Below are 21,367 nucleotides of genomic sequence, written 5' to 3'. Positions count from 1 at the left end.
TTTAAAACTGTGTCTTTAATTTTGCGAGTAAAGCTTCATCATTTGAAGAAATCGTGACATGACGTACTGATTCATCATCAGATTTCTCAATATTCAAGATAACATCTGCATTTGGAATTTCGTCACCACCTTTAGAGGGCCATTCAAACAAGAATAGCGCATCAGCAATATCCAGATAATCACGAATACCCATCAACTCAAGTTCATAAGGATCATTCAAACGGTACAAATCAAAATGAAAGACATCCTGCTGATTGATTTTATAGGGTTCAACCAGTGTATAAGTCGGGCTTTTAACCGCACCACGATGACCTAAATTTTGTAGCCAATAACGCGTCAGGGTGGTTTTACCCGCACCCAAATCTCCAATGAGGTATATGACACCCTTTTCAATACACTGCCCTAAACATGCAGCTAATTTTTGAGTATCTGCTTCATCATTTAAGTTGAGTTGAAAAGAATATTGCATCTGGATCACATTAGACATCTGTTGAAGAGGTATAATAGCATGCTCCTGAACAGTGCCTATCTAGACTTGTTCAAAAACTCATTCATCTGATCATTTTTTTATTCTGTTGTCTTGTTATGCCAAAATCAAATTCAGAAAGTGCCCCAAGTTTTACGCCACCGATGATCAATGGTGTAACAGCCAGCAAAGTATTTCTTCCAAATCTACAAATCTCCCCAATTACGATTTATGATTTTCTCATTCAAGCCTTTTCTCATATAGACGCACTGGAGTGGCAACAACGTTTTCAAGATGGTCTTATTTATAATGCAGATGGCAACAAACTTTCAATCAACTCGGCGTATCAACCTAATTCTCATATTTTTTATTATCGTTTTTTAGCAAACGAAATTCATGTTCCGTTTAAGGAAAAAATTTTATACGAAAACGATGATCTGCTCGTGGTGGATAAACCTCATTTTTTAACCATGAGTCCGACAGGTCAATATGTTCAAGAAACCTTATTGGTGAGATTAAAGCAGTTCACTGATAATCCTCATCTCACACCGATTCATCGTTTAGACCGCGAAACAGCAGGTGTTGTTTTATTTTCAAAAAAAGTCGAAAGTCGCGGAGTCTATCAACAACTTTTTGCAGATCGAAAGGTATCCAAAACATATCAAGCCATCGCACCTTACTCAAAAGATTTAGTCTTTCCACAAACAGTCGAATTGCGCATGGAAAAGGGAAATCCATTTTATATAATGAAAGTATGTGAAGGCGTCACCAATTCTGTCACTGAAATTGACCTGATAGAACACAATTCACAGTGGGGACGATATATTTTGAAACCACTGACCGGTAAGCAACATCAACTCCGCGTTCACCTCAATGCGCTCAACATTCCAATCAAACATGATCCTTTTTATCCGGTAATCGCGCATAAAGCTGAGGATGATTTCAGTGCTCCGTTGCAATTACTTGCTGATGAGCTTCAATTTATTGATCCGATATTAAATATTGAAATGCACTTTAAAAGCACGCAAACACTGACATTGTAGGTTCATTGTAATGACAAATTTATATAATTTTCACGTTCAGACATTGAAATTACATTTACTTAGATTAAAATAAGCACTTAAATTTAGAGTCGTTTGGTTTTAATTCATGAGAAAAACAGAAGTTTATCAAGTCCGACTTGACTCACAAGAAAAAAAACAAGCCTTTGCAGTTTTTAAGCAATTGGGGATTACACCAGCGCAAGCAGTGCGTTTATTTTTCAAACAAGTTGTACTGACAAAGTCCATTCCTTTTGCAATCGAAAATCAAACGATCAACATGGATCAATTGTTGAAACTTAAAAAGCTTAAGCAAGAACATCAAGATTCCAACACTACAACTTCGAGTTTAGATGACGACGATTTTTTTGCAGAATTGAATGCACTTTTGGGTGAAAGCGATAAAGATTAATTTTTGACATAAGTTAACTTTGTCGTATTTTTAAACAATTTAATTTACAGCACTCTGCGCAAATATGTTTAGCTCTTCATCATAACAACATTAAAAATAATGATCTGAGGAGAGCTTAACAGTGATAGTACGGAAAGCCACAACAGAAGATCTCAATCAACTCGCTGTACTTTTTGATGAATACCGACAGTTTTATGGTGCATCATCCAATATTCAACAATCCTATGATTTTCTAAAACAGCGATTCGAAAACCAACAAAGTGTTATTTTTATTCACATCAAAAATGATGTAATCACTGGGTTCGTGATTCTTTATCTAGGTTTTTCGTCCCATGCTTGTTCAAGCTACTACATTTTAGATGATGTATATGTCACTCCAATTTATAGAAGACAAGGTTCAGCTAAACAACTCATTGACACTGCAATTTTGTTTGCACAATCCGAAAAAGCCAGTCGAATTTCATTAGAGACACAACGAAGTAACTTTCAATCTCACCAACTTTACGAAAAGATGGGCTTCGTCAAAGACAATGAATTCCAAACCTATCATTGCTTTCTATCTTAAGGCATTACATAACATATCGTCTTGAGAATAGAGTCTTTAGCATTGATGATTTAAATCTCAAGGAGTTGAGCATCAGGACTTTGATTTTTGGCAGCGAGTATTTGCTGTTCAGTGAGATAGCAATATTCACCTTCAGCAAGCTGATCTAATTTTAATTGTCCAATTTGCAGTCGATGCAATGATTCAACACGATTTCCCACAGCAGCAACCATACGCTTTACTTGATGATAAACGCCTTGATGCACTGTAAATTGTAGGTGTTGTTCGCTTATGAGTTGAATGTCTGTTGCTTGAAACAATCCTGTTTCATTGCGAAGCTCTACACCTTGACCCAATTGAATGATTTGCTGCTCAGTGACTAGATCTACTGTATGCATTTGATAAACTTTAGGAACATGTTTTTTAGGATGAGTCAGCGCTTGCAGAAATTGTCCATCATCTGTAAGTAGCAATATACCAGTCGTGTCTTGATCTAAACGTCCGACAGTTTGCACTCCCCTTTGCAACAATATGTCATCGATTAATTCAAACACGCTGAAGTGATGCGTCGCTTGATGCGAGCATTCATAGCCTACAGGTTTATTGAGTGCTATATAAACTTTTTCACGATAAGTATATTCATCGTTATACACGTGGAAGCTAAGACCTTGAAGCTTCAGTTTATATTTCGGGTCCGTGATCACAGTACCATCAATGACCACTGCACCAGCTTTAATTAATTGTTGACAATATTTTCGTGATCCAAAGCCTTGAGACTGTAACATTTTTTCCAGAACCATGAATCACTTCCATTACTTACAATATTCGTTGAAATTTAAAGGATGCCATCTGAATGCAGACTTTAAATCAGTTAAACTATTATAACTTTCAAGTACTGTCCTGATAAGCACTGGATCTTCTTTATGTCTCAATTAGACCTCAATTTAATCGTTCTAATCATTTTATTGGCATGTGGAATATTCAGTCAAAATACAGCTGTCACAATTGCAGTCGCAGTACTTATTGTATTTCGTATCACCCCTTTAAACGAGTATTTTCCATTGCTTCAACAGCATGGTTTAAACATCGGCATTATTATCCTCACCATTGGCGTACTCACGCCAATTGCCAGTGGCACCATTCCAGGTAAAGATATCCTCAAGTCATTCTTGAGCTTAAACTCAATTTTAGCCATTGGAATCGGATTATTGGTTGCATGGTTAGGTGGTCGTGGCGTAACGCTTATGGCGAATCAGCCAAATATTGTTGCTGGACTTCTGATTGGTACTGTAGCAGGTGTGGCTATTTTACGTGGTGTCCCTGTTGGACCTTTAATTGCAGCAGGAATACTTTCCATTATTATTGGCACTTCTTGAAACAGGTTGTTTTCACGACTGAACAGTCATTTCACAAACGCAACAGTCATTATTTGTTGGTTTGATCTTTTAGAACTGCAGTAAAGTATTTTGATTACGGATACTTGCACAGTTTAAATTATGCAAAAAATTAAAATTATTCGTCAGGATCAATACGAACTTGCTGCTACCTTTTTTCCTGCCGAGCATTCAAAGCGTCTTCCCGTCTTGGTGTGCCCTGCCACTGGAATTACTCAAAAGTTTTATCATCGATTTTGCGAATGGCTTAACCAACAAGGCTATGCCGTAATGGTGTTTGATTTTAGTGGTATTGGTGCTTCTCTTTATGGCCCATTGAAGCAATCCAAAGCAAGTATTGTGCAATGGGGACAGTTAGATATTCCCGCTGCGATTGATCAACTCTTACAACTTACCCATGCCAAGCAAGTTATTCTTGTCGGTCACAGCGCCGGCGGACAACTCATTGGGATTACCCCCAACCATGATAAAGTTGCAAAAGTCGTTGCAATTGCAGGTTCGACTGGGCATGTAAAAGGGCTCAAAGGTCGTACGAAACTACTTGCCCCTGTGATGTTTAAAGGTATTTTTCCTCTCGCACGTATGATGCTCGGTTACGGCCCTACCCAAGCCATTGGTATGGGGGAAAATCTACCGAAAGATGTTGCACGTGACTGGGCTCAATTTTGTAGTCAACCAGGCTATGTTATTAATGCAATTGGCAAAACGGTTACCCTAGATCAAGATTATCACAAAGAGATACGAATTCCTGTCACGGCCATTTGGGCAAGTGATGATGAGATTGCAACCGAAGCAAATGTTCAGGATTTACTTCGTTTGTATCCTAATGCACCTACTGAAGCGATCGAACTCAAACCCAAAGAGCTTGGCCATAAAGCGATTGGACACATGATGATGTTCAAACAGTCGCATCAAAATATTTGGCCGATGATCGAATCTCAACTGCATATATAAGTCTCCATAAGTAAAAAACCGCCTTTAAGGCGGTTTTTTTAAACTTGCTCTATCCCAATATCCCAATGGAGAGCTGGATCACTATCGCATTTACAATATCGATGAAAAATGCACCTGTCAGTGGAATGAGTAAGAATGCTTTGTGTGAAGGACCATAGGTATTGGTTACTGCTTGAATATTGGCAATAGCCGTTGGCGTCGCACCCATACCAAAACCACAGTGACCTGCTGATAAAACTGCAGCATCGTAGTTACTCCCCATCACCTTAAATGTCACAAAAGCAGTGTATAAAATCAATACCAGCATTTGCACAATCAGAATCGTGACTAACGGACCTGCTAAATCTGCTAATAACCACAGTTGTAATGATAACAATGCCATAGATAAATAGAGCGATAACGATGCATTTCCAAACACATCAATCGCACGATCAAAGATATTTACTTTGAATACATGTTCAAGCAGATTTCTCAAAATCACACCTGAACCTAGCGCCCAAACAAAGGTTGGAAGCTCAAACCATTTACCCTGACTAAAATCTGTCATTAAGTTTGCTGTGAATATACAAAGTGCAAACATACCAAGGGTCGAAACCGCATTACTTGCAGTAATTAATCGTGTCTTTTTTGGATATTCAAATGGTGCAGATTTTAACTGATCATCCAATTGTGATTCGTTTTGATCATTGTCAATTTTGTCAGCCAGTTGATGACGTTTAATTAAAAATTTAGCAACTGGACCACCCACGATACCACCAATAATCAAACCAAAGGTCGCACTTGCCATACCTAATACAATAGCACCTTGAATGCCATGCTGGGTTTCAAGCACTTGCCCCCATGCACCTGCCGTGCCATGACCACCCGTTAAGGTGATTGAACCTACAATTAAACCAATGAGAGGATCTAAGCCTAAAACCGTCGCTAAACTCACCCCAACAATATTTTGAACGATCACAAATCCGATCACACAGAACAAAAATATAAATAGGGCTTTCCCGCCATCTTTTAATTTAACAAAATCTGCACCTAAGCCCACAGAGGTAAAGAACATCAGCATTAAAATGCTTTGAATTTGCGCATCAAATGTGGCACTGATATTAAAGAATTTAAATAAGATGAATGCTGTAATTGCTGCGACCAAACCGCCAATCACAGGTTCAGGTAAATTGTAGTTTTTAAAGAATTGGACTCGGTTGACAAGGTATCGCCCAATAAATAGAAAAAATACGGCAATCACGATGGTGCCAAAGGCATCAACTTCAAAATTCATTGTATTTCCCTAATATTTTAATTTTAATCAATTTTCACAAAGATTTTTGCTTTATTCAGCTACTGAAATGTAATTTTTCAATGATTTATAGGCAGTACATTTATTTGTACTGCACTGTTGGTTTATTGCGATTGTTTTCTTCTTTGTTCTCGAATTGATTCGCGAACTCGATCTGGCTCGACTACACCTAGGTGGTGCTGATTGTAATAGCGCTGCTTATCGTATTCAGACATGTTTACTGTTTCATCTTTATATTTCTGATAACGTGCGTCTTCTTCTGAATCAGAATTTTTAATCTCCACGCTTGAACATGCAATGAGCGATAGACTGATTAAACTTAAGGTAAGTAGCGTTTTCATTATATTCATGCTGTGTTCATTTTTTGCTTATTCTATTTATTTCACATTTTTAGATTGTTGCTGTCTGTTTTATTTATGGTTACGTGCTTGTAAGATTTTCGCAGTAGTCAATTTGAATTTATATTCGATTCAGCATGACGAATCTGTGTGAATATGTTTTAATGCAGGCAGTATGAGATGAGCCTTATATGAGTATCACGAGAGTGGTACGACTAGCCCCGTTAATTTAATGATTACGGGGCTTTTTCATGGGCTTTCTTTTTCGGTAGATGACGGTTTCTCCATATTTTTGAAACACCCACTCTTTGGCTTGTTGATCAGTGATGTTTTCAAACACATAGTAGTCATGATCCCATGCTTCTTGATGGAAAATGACCTTCTTCGTATAAGTTTCATTCTTTCCATTGGTGATACAAACAAAGCTGTCGCCTTGGTCTTTGACTTGTGTTCCGTTGAGAAAACCACCGATACAGAGGAAGCGGGATTGTGGGAGCATACTATTAAACCGAATTTCAATTTATCAATTATATTCTAAATACTTTTATAACTTGATTGCTTACTCACTCTAAAGCTATACTTTCTATGCAGTCTTTCTCAATGCTTGTTCAAGAATTGTCCTATAAAGACAAAATTGCGTGTAGTCTTTTCAAAAACTATATTCGTTTTAGTGTTACCCGTTGGGATTTACTGCATCTCTCCTCTTCTTTTTTCAAAAACTGAATAAAACCAAATTTTTTCACTTATTATTATCCCTTTCATATCTATAATCTTATCTCTTCTTAATATTACTTGTACTAAACTACTATCTCGGTAGGTGAAAGATACCAATGCTTTTAAACTTAAATAATCTCGAACCAAAATTAAACCATCACCTTTATGGTAGGAAATCTCAACTCTCTCCTAATCGCTGATAATCTTTTACGCTTCTAATCATCTTTCTCGCAACCGGTAATAACAACCAAGATGCTACTATCCTATTATTCGCACGTCCTTTACGTGTAATATGTTTCCACCCTACTCGATTAACTAAAATACGTCCCAATTTAGAATGAAAATGCTCATTAGTATTTAAAGCCCAATTTTTATAATAACTCCAAGCATCCTTTTTTAAATAAGTATTTCTACCTAGTGCTACTGGTAAACAATCATCATTTTTGATAAATAACTTATCTAACTTGTATTCATTAACCTTGTCACCACATAATTTATGAAATTCACTTTTAGTGTGTAAATTTAATTTATTTTTCTTAGGTACTCTTATTAAATTCTTATTAATCTGACAATAAGCATTATTATGTTTCAAATTAACCCAGTAACCGTCCAACGATTTATTATCAGGATTATCAAAATTATAATTATCAGCATCAATAAAAATTAAGATTGATGGTGAATCAACTTTATTCCATCTTTCACGATGAGATTCAATATAGTCTCTACCAACTTTAACTCCTATATGGTCTGGATCTTTATTTCTAAGAATTTTATAACCTCCTGTCCGACCACATTTTATTTGAACAAAAATCACACCTCCTGTTTCAACAACTTTACTTCTACCCTTTCGCATTATTATCATGCCATCAAAAGCATTATCATTTTTTGCAAAATAGTCTTGCCATCCACAGAATATACCATTCTCAATAAAATTAGTTACAGTTTGCACACCCAAATTATCTAAGATTTTATTATCTATTCTCATAAAAAAAGCCCCACCTAAGTGGAGCTTTTATAAACTACCTTTGCTTAATTATCAATTAATTAAGACAATTGAGCAGCAGCAATTTTCTTGGTATCAACGTCTTTAGCAGCGTCTGTATAATCGTTCATTTGATCGAAGTTCAAGTACTTGTAGATATCCGCAGACATGCTGTCGATTTGAGCAGCATACTGTTGGTATTCTTCAGGAGTTGGCAACTTACCAAGTACCGCAGCAACAGATGCAAGCTCAGCAGAAGCCAAGTAAACGTTTGCACCTTGACCTAAACGGTTCGGGAAGTTACGAGTAGAAGTAGATACAACAGTTGTATTTGGAGCTACACGTGCTTGGTTACCCATACATAATGAACAACCTGGCATTTCTGTACGCGCGCCAGCTTTACCATAAGTATTGTAGAAACCTTCTTCCATCAATTGGCGTTCGTCCATACGAGTTGGAGGAGCTAACCAAAGACGAGTAGATAAAGAACCACCAGGTACTTTGTCTAAAAGTTTACCAGCTGCACGGAAGTGACCGATGTTCGTCATACAAGAACCGATGAATACTTCATCAATTTTGTCGCCTTGAACGTCAGAAAGAAGTTTTGCATCATCTGGATCGTTCGGGCAGCAAAGGATAGGTTCTTTGATGTCAGCAAGGTCGATTTCATACACTTTCGTGTATTCAGCGTCAGCATCAGCTTTAAGAAGTGATGGATTCGCTAACCATTTTTCCATGTTCTCAACACGGCGCGCCATAGTACGAGCATCGCCATAACCTTCAGAGATCATCCACTTCAACATCGTGATGTTTGAACGAAGGTATTCAGCAACTTTCTCTTCAGAAAGTGTGATCGCACAACCAGCAGCAGAACGTTCAGCAGAAGCATCAGAAAGCTCGAACGCTTGTTCAACAGTTAAGTCAGTTTCCATTTCTGATAAGTCGATCTCTAAGATACGACCAGAGAAGATGTTTTTCTTACCTTTCTTCTCTACAGTTAAGTCACCTTCTTTAATTGCGTAGTAAGGAATCGCATGTACTAGGTCACGTAAAGTGATACCAGGTTGCATTTTACCTTTGAACTTCACAAGAACTGATTCAGGCATATCAAGTGGCATAACACCAGTTGCTGCAGCGAACGCTACAAGACCAGAACCCGCTGGGAAAGAAATACCGATTGGGAAACGTGTATGTGAGTCACCACCAGTACCAACTGTATCTGGAAGAAGCATACGGTTTAACCAAGAGTGGATAATACCGTCACCTGGACGTAAAGAAACACCACCACGGTTCATGATGAAATCAGGAAGCGTGTGTTGCATTTGAACGTCAACTGGTTTTGGATACGCAGCAGTATGACAGAAAGATTGCATTACGAGGTCAGCAGAGAAACCTAAGCAAGCTAAGTCTTTCAATTCGTCACGCGTCATTGGACCTGTTGTATCTTGAGAACCAACAGTTGTCATCTTAGGTTCGCAGTAAGTACCTGGAAGTACACCTTGACCTTCTGGAAGACCACAAGCACGACCAACCATCTTCTGAGCAAGCGTGAAGCCTTTGCCAGTTGCAGCTGGTTGAACTGGAGTACGGAACAAGTCAGAAGCAGGAAGACCCAATTCTTCACGTGCTTTAGTAGTCAAGCCACGACCAATGATCAAGTTAATACGACCACCCGCACGTACTTCGTCTAGAAGTACTGGAGTTTTTAACTCAGCTTCAGCAATTTGAGCGCCATCTTTGAACGCTGTAACTTTTGCAGTCGCTTTGTCAATCTTCAACGTGATTTCGTCGCCCATGTTCATGTTTGCAACGTCGATCTCAACAGGTAACGCACCAGCGTCTTCCATAGTGTTGAAGAAAATCGGAGCAATCTTAGAACCTAAGCAGTAACCGCCTTCTTTCTTGTTTGGAATGTGAGCGATTTCGTCACCAAAGAACCAAAGCACGGAGTTTGTTGCAGATTTACGAGAAGAACCTGTACCAACAACGTCACCCACGTAAGCAACAGTATTGCCTTTCGCGATTAAGTCTTTGATTTGGCTTAATGGACCAACTTCACCTGGAACTTCGGGCTTAATACCATCACGTTCGTTTTTAAGCATCGCATTCGCGTGTAACGGAATGTCTGGACGGCTCCAAGCGTCTTGTGCAGGTGACAAGTCGTCAGTGTTAGTTTCGCCAGTAACTTTGAAAACTGTAAGTTTGATTTCTTCTGGAACATCTTTACGGCTAGTGAACCATTCAGCGTCAGCCCAAGATTGAAGAACAGCTTTCGCGTTTTCGTTACCTGCTTTTGCTTTATCAGCAACATCATGGAACGCATCGAAAACAAGAAGTGTTTTCTTAAGCGCTTCAGCAGCTAAAGCACCAAGCGCTGCGTCTTCTAATAATTCAACTAAAGGAGCAACGTTGTAACCACCAAGCATAGTACCTAGTAAGTAAACCGCACGCTCTTTAGAAACTAATGGAGAAGTCGCTTCACCTTTCGCCAAAGCAGCCAAGAAAGCAGCTTTTACGTAAGCAGCTTGGTCAACACCTGCTGGAACACGGTTTTCAAGCAAATCAACTAAGAATGCTTCTTCGCCAGCTGGTGGATTTTTTAATAATTCAACTAATGCAGCTGTTTGAGCGTCATCAAGTGGCTTCGGTGGGACTCCGAGTGCGGCACGTTCTTCAACGTGTTGGCGGTAAGCTTCTAGCACGGTGTTATTCCTCTTCTTTAAAAAATTACTTGCAATATCCTGCTTATAAAGCCTGCAAATAATATGGACTGCTAAATTTTACTAAAATTCCGGTTAAAAGTTAATGCAAGAAGAGTGTTTCTTTGTGATGACCATTATTTTCTTACTAAATGATCTCTCTTCTGATTACTCATTGTTCAATATGTTGTTTTATCGAACAATTCTGACATTAACATGAAGCTTTTACGGATCTGAAATAAATAAAAGGCAACAAGATGTTGCCTTTTAAATCCTTTTTTGACTATTCAACCTTAGTGGACAGTCGTGCGATCTAAATATTGTTGCAGACTTTCTCGTGTTCCTTCGAATCTGACCAATATTTCATCATCATGTAGCATGCGGTGTTCGGCACAGGCAAAACTAATGTGTACCTGATAAATTTTGGCATGTTCATTGATCATATTTTTAAGATAGACTCGATCCCCTAAACTTAGGACGTAATGGCTGCCATTAATTACAGCAACACCATTGGCATCTTCAAGCAGAAGATCGGCATTATTCAGGTATGCGACCACTTCCATTGTTTCGCTCCTTTTGTTTTATTTATCTTATTTTTATATAAGCTTTTCTATTTTAATGCTAATCAAAATTTGTAATTAATTTCGACAAAAAAGGGAAACTTACGCTTCCCTCTTATTTATGGTCAATCTTATCGAAGCACCTTAAAACTGTTTGTAGTCAGGCAGATTATCTTTATCGTAAGGAGTGGCTAAACACTCATCCGTTGCTTCTTTTTTGAATTTAGCCATTAATGCATCACGATCCACTTCTAATTGATTCGCAGGATAAGCATAAACCTTCTCAATTTGAGCATCTACAAATTTCTTCGTCGTCGGATCGGTCAGTTTAGAAGCATGTTCGACCGCTGCAGTCTTCTCGATACCATTTTGACGATCTAGCAAAATAGAGCGTGCAGCATTACCAATACTGGTACAGTAACCATGCCAGACTTCTTCAGGGGTTAGTGGCTTTTTTTCTTCACAAGCACTGAGCAAAACGGCTGAACCAAGTACAGCACCCAGAATCACGAATTTGTTCATACATCTCTCCTGTTGCGGCTATGATAATCGAGTTAAACCGAATAGGAAATCGTGTAATGACATTTCTCGTTCATTAGCCACAGCTTGAGCGAATAATTTTATTCTGATCATCCACGGTTACTGTAATACGATCATTTCGATAATCCATAGTAACCAGATCATTTGGTCCGACACGGCGAATAATTTTGGCTTTGGTTTTATTCAAAATCTGTTGATCATCAAGATTATGAATGCCGACTAATTTTTTCGCTTCTTCAGGCTTGCAAATATTTTGATGATGTCTAAATAGTTCCCATTCCTCTACCACAACACCATCTGGCAACTGGCAATAACCCACTTGACCATTTGCCTCATCGCGTATTTCTAATTTTCCACCTTGTTGAACACAAAATTTGCTTGCAGGATTAGCCATTCCAATTTTTGGAGTAAGTTGCTCAGTTTGAGTGGTTTGACAGCCCGCCATGAGTGTTGCCGCTATCATCGCGATGAATATTGCAATTGTTTTCATTTTTTAATTCTTTCTTGTCCGATAAATTTTAAGTCTAGCATTTTAACAATAGGGCTTAAATTTAATTTCGGTTTATACAGTGAATTAAAAAAGGCTTCGATTGAAGCCCTTTTACCTTTTAGAATCGCCAGTTGTAGAAAATATCAATGGCTTTTTCTAAAGACTGACTTGCTTCCAGATAGAGTCTTTGGTTCATCTGATATCGTAGTGTCAATTTATTGACTGGCGTAAAGACACCTACACCATATCGAATATATAAATCAGGGGTCAGATAACCTGTCACACTCACTTGAGTATCATCACCTGTTCCTTGCGCATCAAGAGCAAGACCACTTAACCCAAATGTCTGTCCAATTTGATTGGTCAAAGCACGTGTACCACCAAGCCCTAAGCTAATCCCCGCTGCAGCAATGGTATTGTTCACATCTGACTTAAAGCCTTCTGCTTGACTCAAGCTACTTGAACCTTCATTGATTCGACCTGTAATCAAGGCATTCATTGCTTCTTGTTCAGATAATCCCGCATCATTAAAGACTTGGATATTTGGACTGCTTGCAGTTCCAGTAACACGCACACCAACTGTACTGCCTGAAATGAGTTTACTTGCTTCAACCTCAAGGGTTGGGTTAGACAATGCACCATTGAAACGCGCAATTGCACGACTTAGTTCTAAAGACTGCCCATAAGCTTCAATGGTAACGCGTTTACTTACACCAATCGCACCATTGGCACGCATGGCAGTTTCTAATCCGCGTTGCGTTAAATAAATTCGCCCAAGCAATGGAATACGACTATTAAAGCCTTGGAAAATCACTTGGTTTCCTAAATTTAATTCTAAGTCAGCGCGGATATCCCATGGCTTTGCAGCCTTAAGTACCGCGAGTTGATTATCACCTTCACGTACCACTCGAACATCGGCTGATAAAGGCACTACGGACGCGCTCGATTCTGGCATTGAAATCAGCGCACGCGGCACTTCAACTTTACCATTCAAAGTTAACTGCTTACTGACAGGACGTGCATCTAAATCCATTTCAGTGTTCACAACAGCTGTGATTAATGGTGCTTGGCGAATAAATAAATTATCACCTTTGAGTTTTAAACGAATTCTAGGATCATTTTTCCAATCGATATCACCCGTTAACTTACCCACACCTCGACCACTATTGAAAGCGCCATCGATCGTCGCTTGGTTTTGACGAATAGATGAATACAGCTGAATATTCGTGAGATTAACAGGTAACGAAATCATGCTGATTGAACCATTTTTAAGTCGCATTTCGCCGTTAAATAACGGTTGAGTCAATGTCCCACTGATTTTACCCGCAAGGGATAAATTACCATCGATTTTACGCACATCCGAAATGAATGGTTTTAAAATTTTCAGTTGTACTTGACTCAGAGCAACTTCACCACGCATTGGTTTCGAATCAACAAATGGATTCACCACAACATTTGCATATCCAGTCCCAATATTCGGAGCTTTCAAATCAGCACGAAGTAATAATCCTTCACGAATACTTCGCGCAATAAGACTTACTTCATCGTAGTTCATTGTAGTGCTGATATCATCAGGATCGGCAGCTGCTAGACCGACAACACCATTACGCGTAACAAGTTTGGCATCGATTTTTGGTTGAATGCCTTGCCCCCAAGACGCTTTAGCATAACCATCCAATTTACCTGTAATTGCGAAACCTTCAGGCATAAATGCGGCAAAGTCACCAAGATCTAAATTCCGACTCATAAATGAAGCGCTACCTTTGGTCTTACTCACACGTAAGGGCTGATCAAAGCAAAGTTGGCTTTGATTACTGGTCCAGCAATGAGCACCCACAAATAATTCTGTTTTCGCAGTATTATAAATCACAGGGGCAGATTGGGCCTGTTTTAAATGCACCCGTGCAGAGTCAAAGTCACCTTTTTGAATTTGACCTAACCAATCATTCGCAGGATTAAATCCACCTGCCAGTTGCACATAAAATTTAGACAGCTTGTTCGAGGCTTGCACTTTCAATAAATGTGCTTTTCGTGTACCAGCAATTGAGACTTCAGCGTTTTGAATCTCACGATTGCCACTTCTTAAACTGTCCATTCTTGCAGTTAATGCAGTAGGCACTGTGTCTGAAGTTGGTAATTCCCCTTGGATGTTGAGTGATTTGATACTGACAAGATCATTGAAACCAAAGTTATTCACCCTCACATTCGCAGTTGCAGACAATCTCGGTTGAGACTGCACGTTAACAAAACCTTGCGCACGACCACGTAAACCAGGATAAAGCTCAAATAATGCAGGCGCGTCAATCTTAACGCGAAGATTCTGAGCATTCCCTTCGGCTTGAATCTGATTCTGCGCATACACAAAATACAAATTATTGGCTTCAAACTGTTGTGGTAGGAAACCTGTCTGATTCGAATTAAGAATAACAGCAAGATTACCTTTTGCTCTCAGCGGTTTTTTATTGATCATGCCAGCGAGATTGAGTCGATCAATATTAATTTTTTTCAAACGATCTGACCAAACACCATCCGTTTTGACATTACCTGAAATTTCCCCTTTAACACTTGAAACAAAATAATGAGGCTTAAAGCGTATTAAAGAAGCATTAATGTCCCATCCGATTCCATTGGCTAAATTGACTAAACCATTGGCATTGATCTGACCCGCAGCACCCTGATGTTTAAATTCGGAAATATTGATGCGCTGAGGTGTGCCTGCTACACGTATTTTAAGCTGACCATCCCCTTGTGGCAGTTGGCTTGCATGTAATGCACCATCATAATTTACTGCGAAGCCTTTAAAGCCACCACCCGACTTTTCATCATGTAGAAGAATGGCTGCTGTACTTGAGCCAGTCAGCTTAATTGTTTCCGGTGGATTTTGATTGGCAAGTTGACCTGAAAGATTGATCTGATTTAACTGAATAATTTGCTGGTTAGGTCGAGCAAAGCCACTCGCTTGAATTTGTCCATTTAATAAATTTACAGGAGCAGCAGAACTGATGGTTTGCGGATTAAAGTCTTTTGCATTAAGCACCGCATTCCACTTCAACTGTCTTTGATCAGATGGTAATTCAACCTTGGCATTTGCTTGTAAAGATCCTTTTCCATCTGCTTGATAGATAAATGAAGGAACATGAAGATCATTCCCTTTAAGGTCTAATTGGGCATTGTATTTGCCAGCAGGTAAAGTTCCTTTTTCATTTGCACCAACTACGGTTGCCACATGAATATTTTGTTGACCTTCAACTAAAGCAAGTTTTACATCCCCAGATTCACTACTTAACCAACCAATGTACGGAACAGCACGATCAATATTTTTCCAAGCGACATCTAGCAACATCGGATTCGGTTTATTATTTTTTTGTTCAGCTTGATTAAGATTTAAATTCCATGTTTCATATTGGTCAAAATCAATAAGTGCTGTGAGAGCTAATCCCTTCTCTAACGACCCAGCTGAGGCGATTTTGGCATCCAAACGTTCTGGCAGAAAATCTTGCACCACTTGTGGAATCACTTTATCTTTTGGATTGATTTTATCTAAGCGACCTTGCACATCCCAAGTGACTTTATCCTTCCATCCTAAGACACCCGCAAGATTCAGCGCCCCATTCATCAATTGGCCATTGAGGTTTGAAATATTCAATTGATTGACGAGATCTGTATGCGCCAGCGCAGTATATTGTCCTTGAGGAATATTTTTACCAGAAATATCGGTATTAATATCCAAATTCAAACGTTGGATATCTCCAGAAAACTTAGCAACTCCTTGTTTAGATAAGAGCTCCTGCTCTAGCATTAAAGGCCAGTGATAATCTTTAAAGTTTAAAGCACCTTGCATTGGTACATTTTTTCGAACTGGATGTACCACTGCCCAACCTGTTAATAAATCAGGGGTACGTGTGGCAATGCCCGCTTGAATGGTATCTAAAGAGCCTTTTGCATGGACATAAATATCCTCAACGTTGATCGACTTTAAAGATGGGAGTCTTACAACCGCTTGCGCATCTAACGGATATTTACCTTTAAAATCCATCTGACCTGTTGCTTTTTTTACAGACAAATAACCCATATCAAACTGCGAATCTTCAAACTTAAGCTCAGTACCTGACCATAGTGCTTCGTTTAGGATAATGTCATTAAATTGTACTTTAGAACTTGAAGTCTGAATGACCAATTGATCGATATCGGCTTGATCAACACGTAAAACAAAAGGGAGTTTAATTTCACTAAACTTAAATGGCTCATCACTTGGCGGTGACTTGTTAATGACACGCAAATTTCGGACATCGGCACGATTCAAATGAATTTCTTTATCTAATATGGCACGCCAACCCAAAGTGACATCAGCTCTATCAATTTTCACATCAACTGATTTCAGCGTCACCAATACATTTTTTAGAATAATGCCTTGAAGTAAATTTCCACCTTCATATTCATACTGAATAATCTGTTGAGTGGACAAAGCACGGTCAAGTAAGAATTTACTGCCTTTGTCTGTTGAAAACATTACGGCAAGCGAAGCCACAAAAAAGATCAGAATAAATAAAATGATCAGCAATACACGGCGCAATAAACTTCGCTGTGGCGTCACGTTTTGATCAGGTTGTTGCTCAGGTTGCTGCTGGATGTCTTCAGCCATACTTATTCCAAAAAATGATTGAGTACTTTTATTATCTTAAATATTAAAGTTGCGGCCCGATAAAGAAATGTAGACGAATCGGTTTACCAGGATCAGATATCCCCGATGCCACATCTAGACGAATTGGACCAATTGGAGAGTTCCAGCGGATTCCTGCTCCTATGCTATATTCAGTATCATTGGTAAATTTTTCATCATAAGCATTACCAAAATCACTAAATAACGCGGCGCGCCAGCCTTCTTTAAATTGGTAATTGTACTCTAAAGTCCCAATCGCACGCGCTTGACCTCCGACTTTATATCCAAATTCCATAGGGGACAAACTCTTATAGTCAAAGCCTCGTAGACTTTGGTCACCCCCTTCAAAGAATCTCAAGTTATAGGGCACTTTTTGAAAATCTTCTGTGATGATATAACCGAGGTTTGCCCCACCAATGAATTGATGATCATTGTTACTGCCTAATGAATATAAAAATTTCCAGTTCGCATTTACAATCGCCATATCAGCATCGGATAGCAGGCTTTCACTCCCCAATTGGATTTTGTAGTTTTGTTTAAATCCTTTTGTCGGATTTAATCGATTATCACTGGTGACTTTAGTGGCTTCATAACCAAGTAATAAAGATTGCTGCTCATCATTACCCGTTGCAACGACGAACTCTGGAATTTCATCCCAATTGGTATCTGGGTCAAGTGTCTCAGGAATATCACCTTCAATCGTCATACGATCTAGACGATAACGCACACCAAAAATATGCTGCCAATCACGACGCGCACCTTTAATAATTCTGTCAGCTCCGGCAACGGCGGATTCCACAATGAGATTTAATCCATTCCCAATTTCATCACGATCTTCACGCTCGTAACCACCAACTAGACTGACATAATCATTTAATGGGTGTTTATATGGAATATTATAGCGACCATCAATCGATTGTCTGACTTGTGACAACTCCAAGTTTGCATCAAATGAATGACCACGTTCATTCACAATAGAACGGCGGTACTGACTTCGTAAGCGCACACCGGTATCAGTACCATAACCAATACCCGCTTCAACACTATTTAATTTATCCGCATTCAATGTCACGATGACAGGGATTTTTTTCTCTTCACGTGCTAAGGCTTGTAAACGCTCAGTTTCTTCCTGCTTGGCTTGCGCTTGATTATCAGCATCATTACGCTCTTGCAAAGTACGACGTTCATTTCCACCCGCAAATTGAGTTTCATCTGCTACATTCTGCGTGACTTCTTCTGATGAACTTGTTTGTTGTTCAGCCTTTTCTTGACCTGTTAATAAACTTCGATCGATTTTTTGCTCATCCACCAAAGCCTGCAAATCAGGTGCGAGTTCAAGCGGCTTAATAATTGGATCAGGTTTAACAGCGTCAACGAGGCTATAGTTAAAATAACGTGAATTGGTTAAGTTGTTGGCTAATACATTTACACGCCAAGCGGTAAAGTCTGCGCCTTCTTGCCAAGGAGCTAATGTTCTTAAAATATCTTCACGAATCGGTAATTTTTTTGATGGATCACTCATTCTAAACTGCACATCATCCAGCTTATAACGTTCACCTGTTTCCATCTTCAAATTTATATCTGCTTGATTTTGAGGGCGGGCCAACATGACATCGTGCATTCGCCAATAATAATCAAAGAAACCGTTGTTATTCGCCGCTTCAATGATTCGAGCTTTTGTCGCTTCGTATTTACCATGATCGAAAATATCACCCACCTCCAAATCAGGAAGCACTCGAATCACTTGCAATTGAGCAAGATTCTGCCCAGGCCCAGTAAATTCAATATTTTGTTCTCGCACCACTACTGGATTATGAGGTGTGACATTGACACGCACTCGGTTATCACTGACTTTTTCAAACTTAAATTCAGCATCGTAATAACCTACGGCTTGTGCAGCTTGGACAGTCATATTACGGAGTTGCGGGACGGCAGCATTGAAATCTGAAAATGACTCAACTGTGAATGATGATAACTTTGCTTTGATATTGTCCGCGAGTGGTTTAGGTGCGCCTGTAACATCTGCGGTAATACGTGGCACAGCAGCGGGCTGATTAAGACGTGGAGGACGTATTTTGTAGAAAATGCGTTTAAACACATTTACTTTTTCTGGTTCTTTATTTTCAGGTTCTTGGGTTTGAACGGATAATGAACGTCCTTCCACATTTTCAGACACCTCAATCTGACGATCAGACTGAATATTTTGCATCAACTGATCAATGTTGACTGGTGCTTTTGTTAACTCAGCTTCTGAAATGTAATTCGCAGGTAGATCTTGTACTTGAATGGCTGGAGTCGTCGTCAAACCTGATCTGAAATTTTGCGCTTGCTGCTTGGCTTCTTCAGCGACTGATAAAATTTCATTTGCAAGTCGGGGGTCCACACTCTCCTCAGGCAGCAACTCCAAATCATCAAATTCTATCGGCTTGAATTGCTCTTGTGGACTCAATTGCTCTTGCTGCTGAAGCATTTCATAACTATTAAAATCATCTTGCCCACTCAACTGATCTATTTTTTGATCAATACTTTCAATTTTTTCTTTTGACAATCCCTGTTGCTGCGCAACGTTTTCTATTTTTTGTTTATTATTTTCGATGGCTTGTACGGATGTCGCAGGCTCAAGCTCCTGACTTGAAACCACTGTATCGGCTGCAAATAACACAGGTGAAGAAAGAGCACCTAAAAAAACACTTGCATAGAACCATTTATTGATATCATTTGATATCCATGTGTGCTGTACACATTGGGAAAGTAATGATTTTTTAAATTGTGTTTTCGATGGCATACTGCGCTCTGAATACTTTATATTTTAAATAGAAAATACGGATTTTTCACTCAAGCTAACTGAATCAAATTTCTAGTATTTTCGAAATTTTTAGGATGAAAATATGATACATGATTTTCCGATATTGTTACTAAATCATCACATTTCTTAATAATTTTTAAAAAAGCTGAATTGTCATGCAAAAACAAGAGCATCTACTGAGTTCGCGCCGTTTTTTACCTATGTTTTTGACTCAATTTTTTGGAGCCTTAAACGATAATGTCTTTAAACAATCCTTATTGCTTGTCATTACCTATGGTTGGATTCAACAACAGACCGCAAGCGTAAGCACACTGAATAATCTAGCTGCACTTCTCTTTATTCTACCTTACTTCATTTTTTCAGCGACTGCAGGACAAATTGCAGACAAATACGAACGCTCTTTCTTGATTCGTAATATCAAATTGCTTGAAATCTTGATTATGCTGATTGGTACTGCTGGATTTTTACTCGGCAATTTATGGCTATTGTTATTAGCATTGTTCCTCATGGGTACTCACAGTACCTTCTTCGGACCGATTAAATACGCCATTCTCCCTGAAATATTAAAACCGAATGAATTGATGTCGGGTAATGCTTTATTTCAGTCAGGTACTTCCATTGCAATATTGATGGGGATGATCTTGGGTGGTGTAGTGATTTCAAACTCTGAAGGCAACTTAGTTTGGATCAGCCTGACGGTCTTGACCATCGCGATACTTGGTTATAGTTGTAGTCGCTTCATTATCAAACAAAAAGTCCGTGAAAATCATATCAATGTCGATTGGAATTTCTTTCGAACCAGTTTTCAAACCATACGTTATGCAAAAAGTTTACCCCTCATCTTTACCATTTTATTGGGTAATTCTTGGTATTGGTTTTACGGCGCGACTTATTTAACTCAAATTCCTCAAATGACTCAGCAAAATCTACACGCCAATGAAAATGTGGTCAGCCTCCTCCTTACCTTTTTTTCTGTGGGTATTGGTGTAGGTTCATTGCTATGCCGAAAAATTGGTGGCTCAGAGGTCAATATTAAAATGGTGCCTATTGGTGCAGTAGGCTTAACCGTTTTCGCCTTCTATTTAGCAGGAAGTTTAGCCTTTGTTCCTGAAAGGACTGGCGATTTTATTGGCATATCAGACATGTTTAATTCTGGTGTGATCTATTATCATGTGATGATTGCAGTTACATTATTAGGGATCAGTGGCGGTTTTTATATTGTTCCGCTATATGCCATGATGCAAGCCTATTCACCGTGTTCACATCGTGCTCGTATAGTGGCTGCTAATAACATTATGAATGCAGTATTCATGGTGTCTTCTGCTATATTCTCCATTATTATTTTAAGTATCTTAAGTATTGATATTAAGATTCTATTCAGTATTACAGCGATATTGAGTGCTATGTACACGATTTGGTTATTAACACGCTTAAAACCAATGTTAAAAAATGCTCAAATTGATTTAGAGGATTAAGG

The 21,367-nt window shown here is 38.9% G+C and carries 18 protein-coding genes; 6 read left to right on the top strand and 12 right to left on the bottom strand.

Annotated features, from left to right (window positions below):
- Nucleotide 1: 1 nt before the first annotated feature.
- A complete protein-coding gene (gene tsaE / locus AC1M89_RS01825) occupies nt 2-469 on the bottom strand; it encodes a tRNA (adenosine(37)-N6)-threonylcarbamoyltransferase complex ATPase subunit type 1 TsaE (RefSeq protein ID WP_179998232.1) in 468 nt (155 codons plus the stop codon).
- Nucleotides 470-585: 116 nt separating this feature from the next.
- On the opposite strand from tsaE, the gene AC1M89_RS01820 reads away from it, so the two are divergent.
- The 3 genes from AC1M89_RS01820 to AC1M89_RS01810 all read left to right on the top strand — a co-directional run bounded on the left by AC1M89_RS01820 (nt 586) and on the right by AC1M89_RS01810 (nt 2,483).
- On the top strand, nt 586-1,509 hold the full coding sequence (locus tag AC1M89_RS01820) for an RluA family pseudouridine synthase (RefSeq protein ID WP_481606984.1): 924 nt from the start codon (nt 586-588) through the stop codon (nt 1,507-1,509).
- A gap of 106 nt (nt 1,510-1,615) precedes the next feature.
- Nucleotides 1,616-1,918, top strand: a complete 303-nt coding sequence (locus AC1M89_RS01815) for a type II toxin-antitoxin system RelB/DinJ family antitoxin (protein WP_481606985.1) — start codon at nt 1,616-1,618, stop codon at nt 1,916-1,918.
- 121 nt (nt 1,919-2,039) lie between these two features.
- Complete coding sequence (locus AC1M89_RS01810) at nt 2,040-2,483, top strand: GNAT family N-acetyltransferase (protein ID WP_035264628.1); 444 nt, start codon at nt 2,040-2,042, stop codon at nt 2,481-2,483.
- 50 nt (nt 2,484-2,533) lie between these two features.
- Here the strand turns inward: AC1M89_RS01810 and AC1M89_RS01805 are convergent, their stop codons facing one another.
- Nucleotides 2,534-3,262: a pseudouridine synthase gene (locus AC1M89_RS01805; protein ID WP_481608399.1), complete on the bottom strand. Its 729-nt coding sequence runs from the start codon at nt 3,260-3,262 to the stop codon at nt 2,534-2,536.
- 123 nt (nt 3,263-3,385) lie between these two features.
- On the opposite strand from AC1M89_RS01805, the gene AC1M89_RS01800 reads away from it, so the two are divergent.
- Together AC1M89_RS01800 and AC1M89_RS01795 are read left to right on the top strand one after the other, a co-directional pair.
- On the top strand, nt 3,386-3,838 hold the full coding sequence (locus AC1M89_RS01800) for a DUF441 domain-containing protein (RefSeq protein ID WP_092766204.1): 453 nt from the start codon (nt 3,386-3,388) through the stop codon (nt 3,836-3,838).
- 120 nt (nt 3,839-3,958) lie between these two features.
- Nucleotides 3,959-4,810, top strand: a complete 852-nt coding sequence (locus AC1M89_RS01795; protein WP_481592992.1) for an alpha/beta hydrolase family protein — start codon at nt 3,959-3,961, stop codon at nt 4,808-4,810.
- Nucleotides 4,811-4,859: 49 nt separating this feature from the next.
- On the opposite strand, the gene gltS is transcribed toward AC1M89_RS01795, so the two are convergent.
- The 10 genes from gltS to AC1M89_RS01745 form a co-directional block, all read right to left on the bottom strand.
- Complete coding sequence (gltS, locus tag AC1M89_RS01790; RefSeq protein WP_035264641.1) at nt 4,860-6,083, bottom strand: sodium/glutamate symporter; 1,224 nt, start codon at nt 6,081-6,083, stop codon at nt 4,860-4,862.
- Nucleotides 6,084-6,205: 122 nt separating this feature from the next.
- The gene (locus AC1M89_RS01785; RefSeq protein WP_481608398.1) at nt 6,206-6,451 is read right to left on the bottom strand and encodes a hypothetical protein; all 246 of its coding nucleotides are present in this window, start codon (nt 6,449-6,451) and stop codon (nt 6,206-6,208) included.
- 217 nt (nt 6,452-6,668) lie between these two features.
- A complete protein-coding gene (locus AC1M89_RS01780; RefSeq protein ID WP_481608397.1) occupies nt 6,669-6,938 on the bottom strand; it encodes a hypothetical protein in 270 nt (89 codons plus the stop codon).
- Nucleotides 6,939-7,331: 393 nt separating this feature from the next.
- Nucleotides 7,332-8,138 carry a DUF4365 domain-containing protein gene (locus AC1M89_RS01775; protein ID WP_481613769.1) on the bottom strand — a complete coding sequence of 269 codons (807 nt, stop codon included), beginning with the start codon at nt 8,136-8,138 and terminating at the stop codon, nt 7,332-7,334.
- Nucleotides 8,139-8,197: 59 nt separating this feature from the next.
- A complete protein-coding gene (locus AC1M89_RS01770) occupies nt 8,198-10,837 on the bottom strand; it encodes a bifunctional aconitate hydratase 2/2-methylisocitrate dehydratase (protein WP_481587005.1) in 2,640 nt (879 codons plus the stop codon).
- A 290-nt stretch (nt 10,838-11,127) separates the two neighbouring features.
- On the bottom strand, nt 11,128-11,397 hold the full coding sequence (locus tag AC1M89_RS01765) for a hypothetical protein (RefSeq protein WP_035267100.1): 270 nt from the start codon (nt 11,395-11,397) through the stop codon (nt 11,128-11,130).
- A gap of 141 nt (nt 11,398-11,538) precedes the next feature.
- Nucleotides 11,539-11,916 (bottom strand): hypothetical protein, encoded by a 378-nt coding sequence (locus AC1M89_RS01760; RefSeq protein WP_035267099.1) that lies wholly within the window; start codon nt 11,914-11,916, stop codon nt 11,539-11,541.
- A gap of 73 nt (nt 11,917-11,989) precedes the next feature.
- On the bottom strand, nt 11,990-12,424 hold the full coding sequence (locus AC1M89_RS01755; protein ID WP_481608395.1) for an I78 family peptidase inhibitor: 435 nt from the start codon (nt 12,422-12,424) through the stop codon (nt 11,990-11,992).
- A 118-nt stretch (nt 12,425-12,542) separates the two neighbouring features.
- Nucleotides 12,543-17,066: a translocation/assembly module TamB domain-containing protein gene (locus AC1M89_RS01750; RefSeq protein WP_481613768.1), complete on the bottom strand. Its 4,524-nt coding sequence runs from the start codon at nt 17,064-17,066 to the stop codon at nt 12,543-12,545.
- A gap of 43 nt (nt 17,067-17,109) precedes the next feature.
- On the bottom strand, nt 17,110-19,869 hold the full coding sequence (locus AC1M89_RS01745; RefSeq protein ID WP_481608394.1) for an autotransporter assembly complex protein TamA: 2,760 nt from the start codon (nt 19,867-19,869) through the stop codon (nt 17,110-17,112).
- Nucleotides 19,870-20,045: 176 nt separating this feature from the next.
- On the opposite strand from AC1M89_RS01745, the gene AC1M89_RS01740 reads away from it, so the two are divergent.
- Entirely contained in the window at nt 20,046-21,365 is a 1,320-nt protein-coding gene (locus tag AC1M89_RS01740) for an MFS transporter (protein WP_481613767.1), read from the top strand.
- Nucleotides 21,366-21,367 lie beyond the last annotated feature (2 nt).

This window comes from Acinetobacter sp. ANC_7635, from assembly GCF_056779945.1.
Note: the sequence above shows the minus strand (reverse complement) of the source record. Positions and strands in the feature narration are given on the sequence as shown.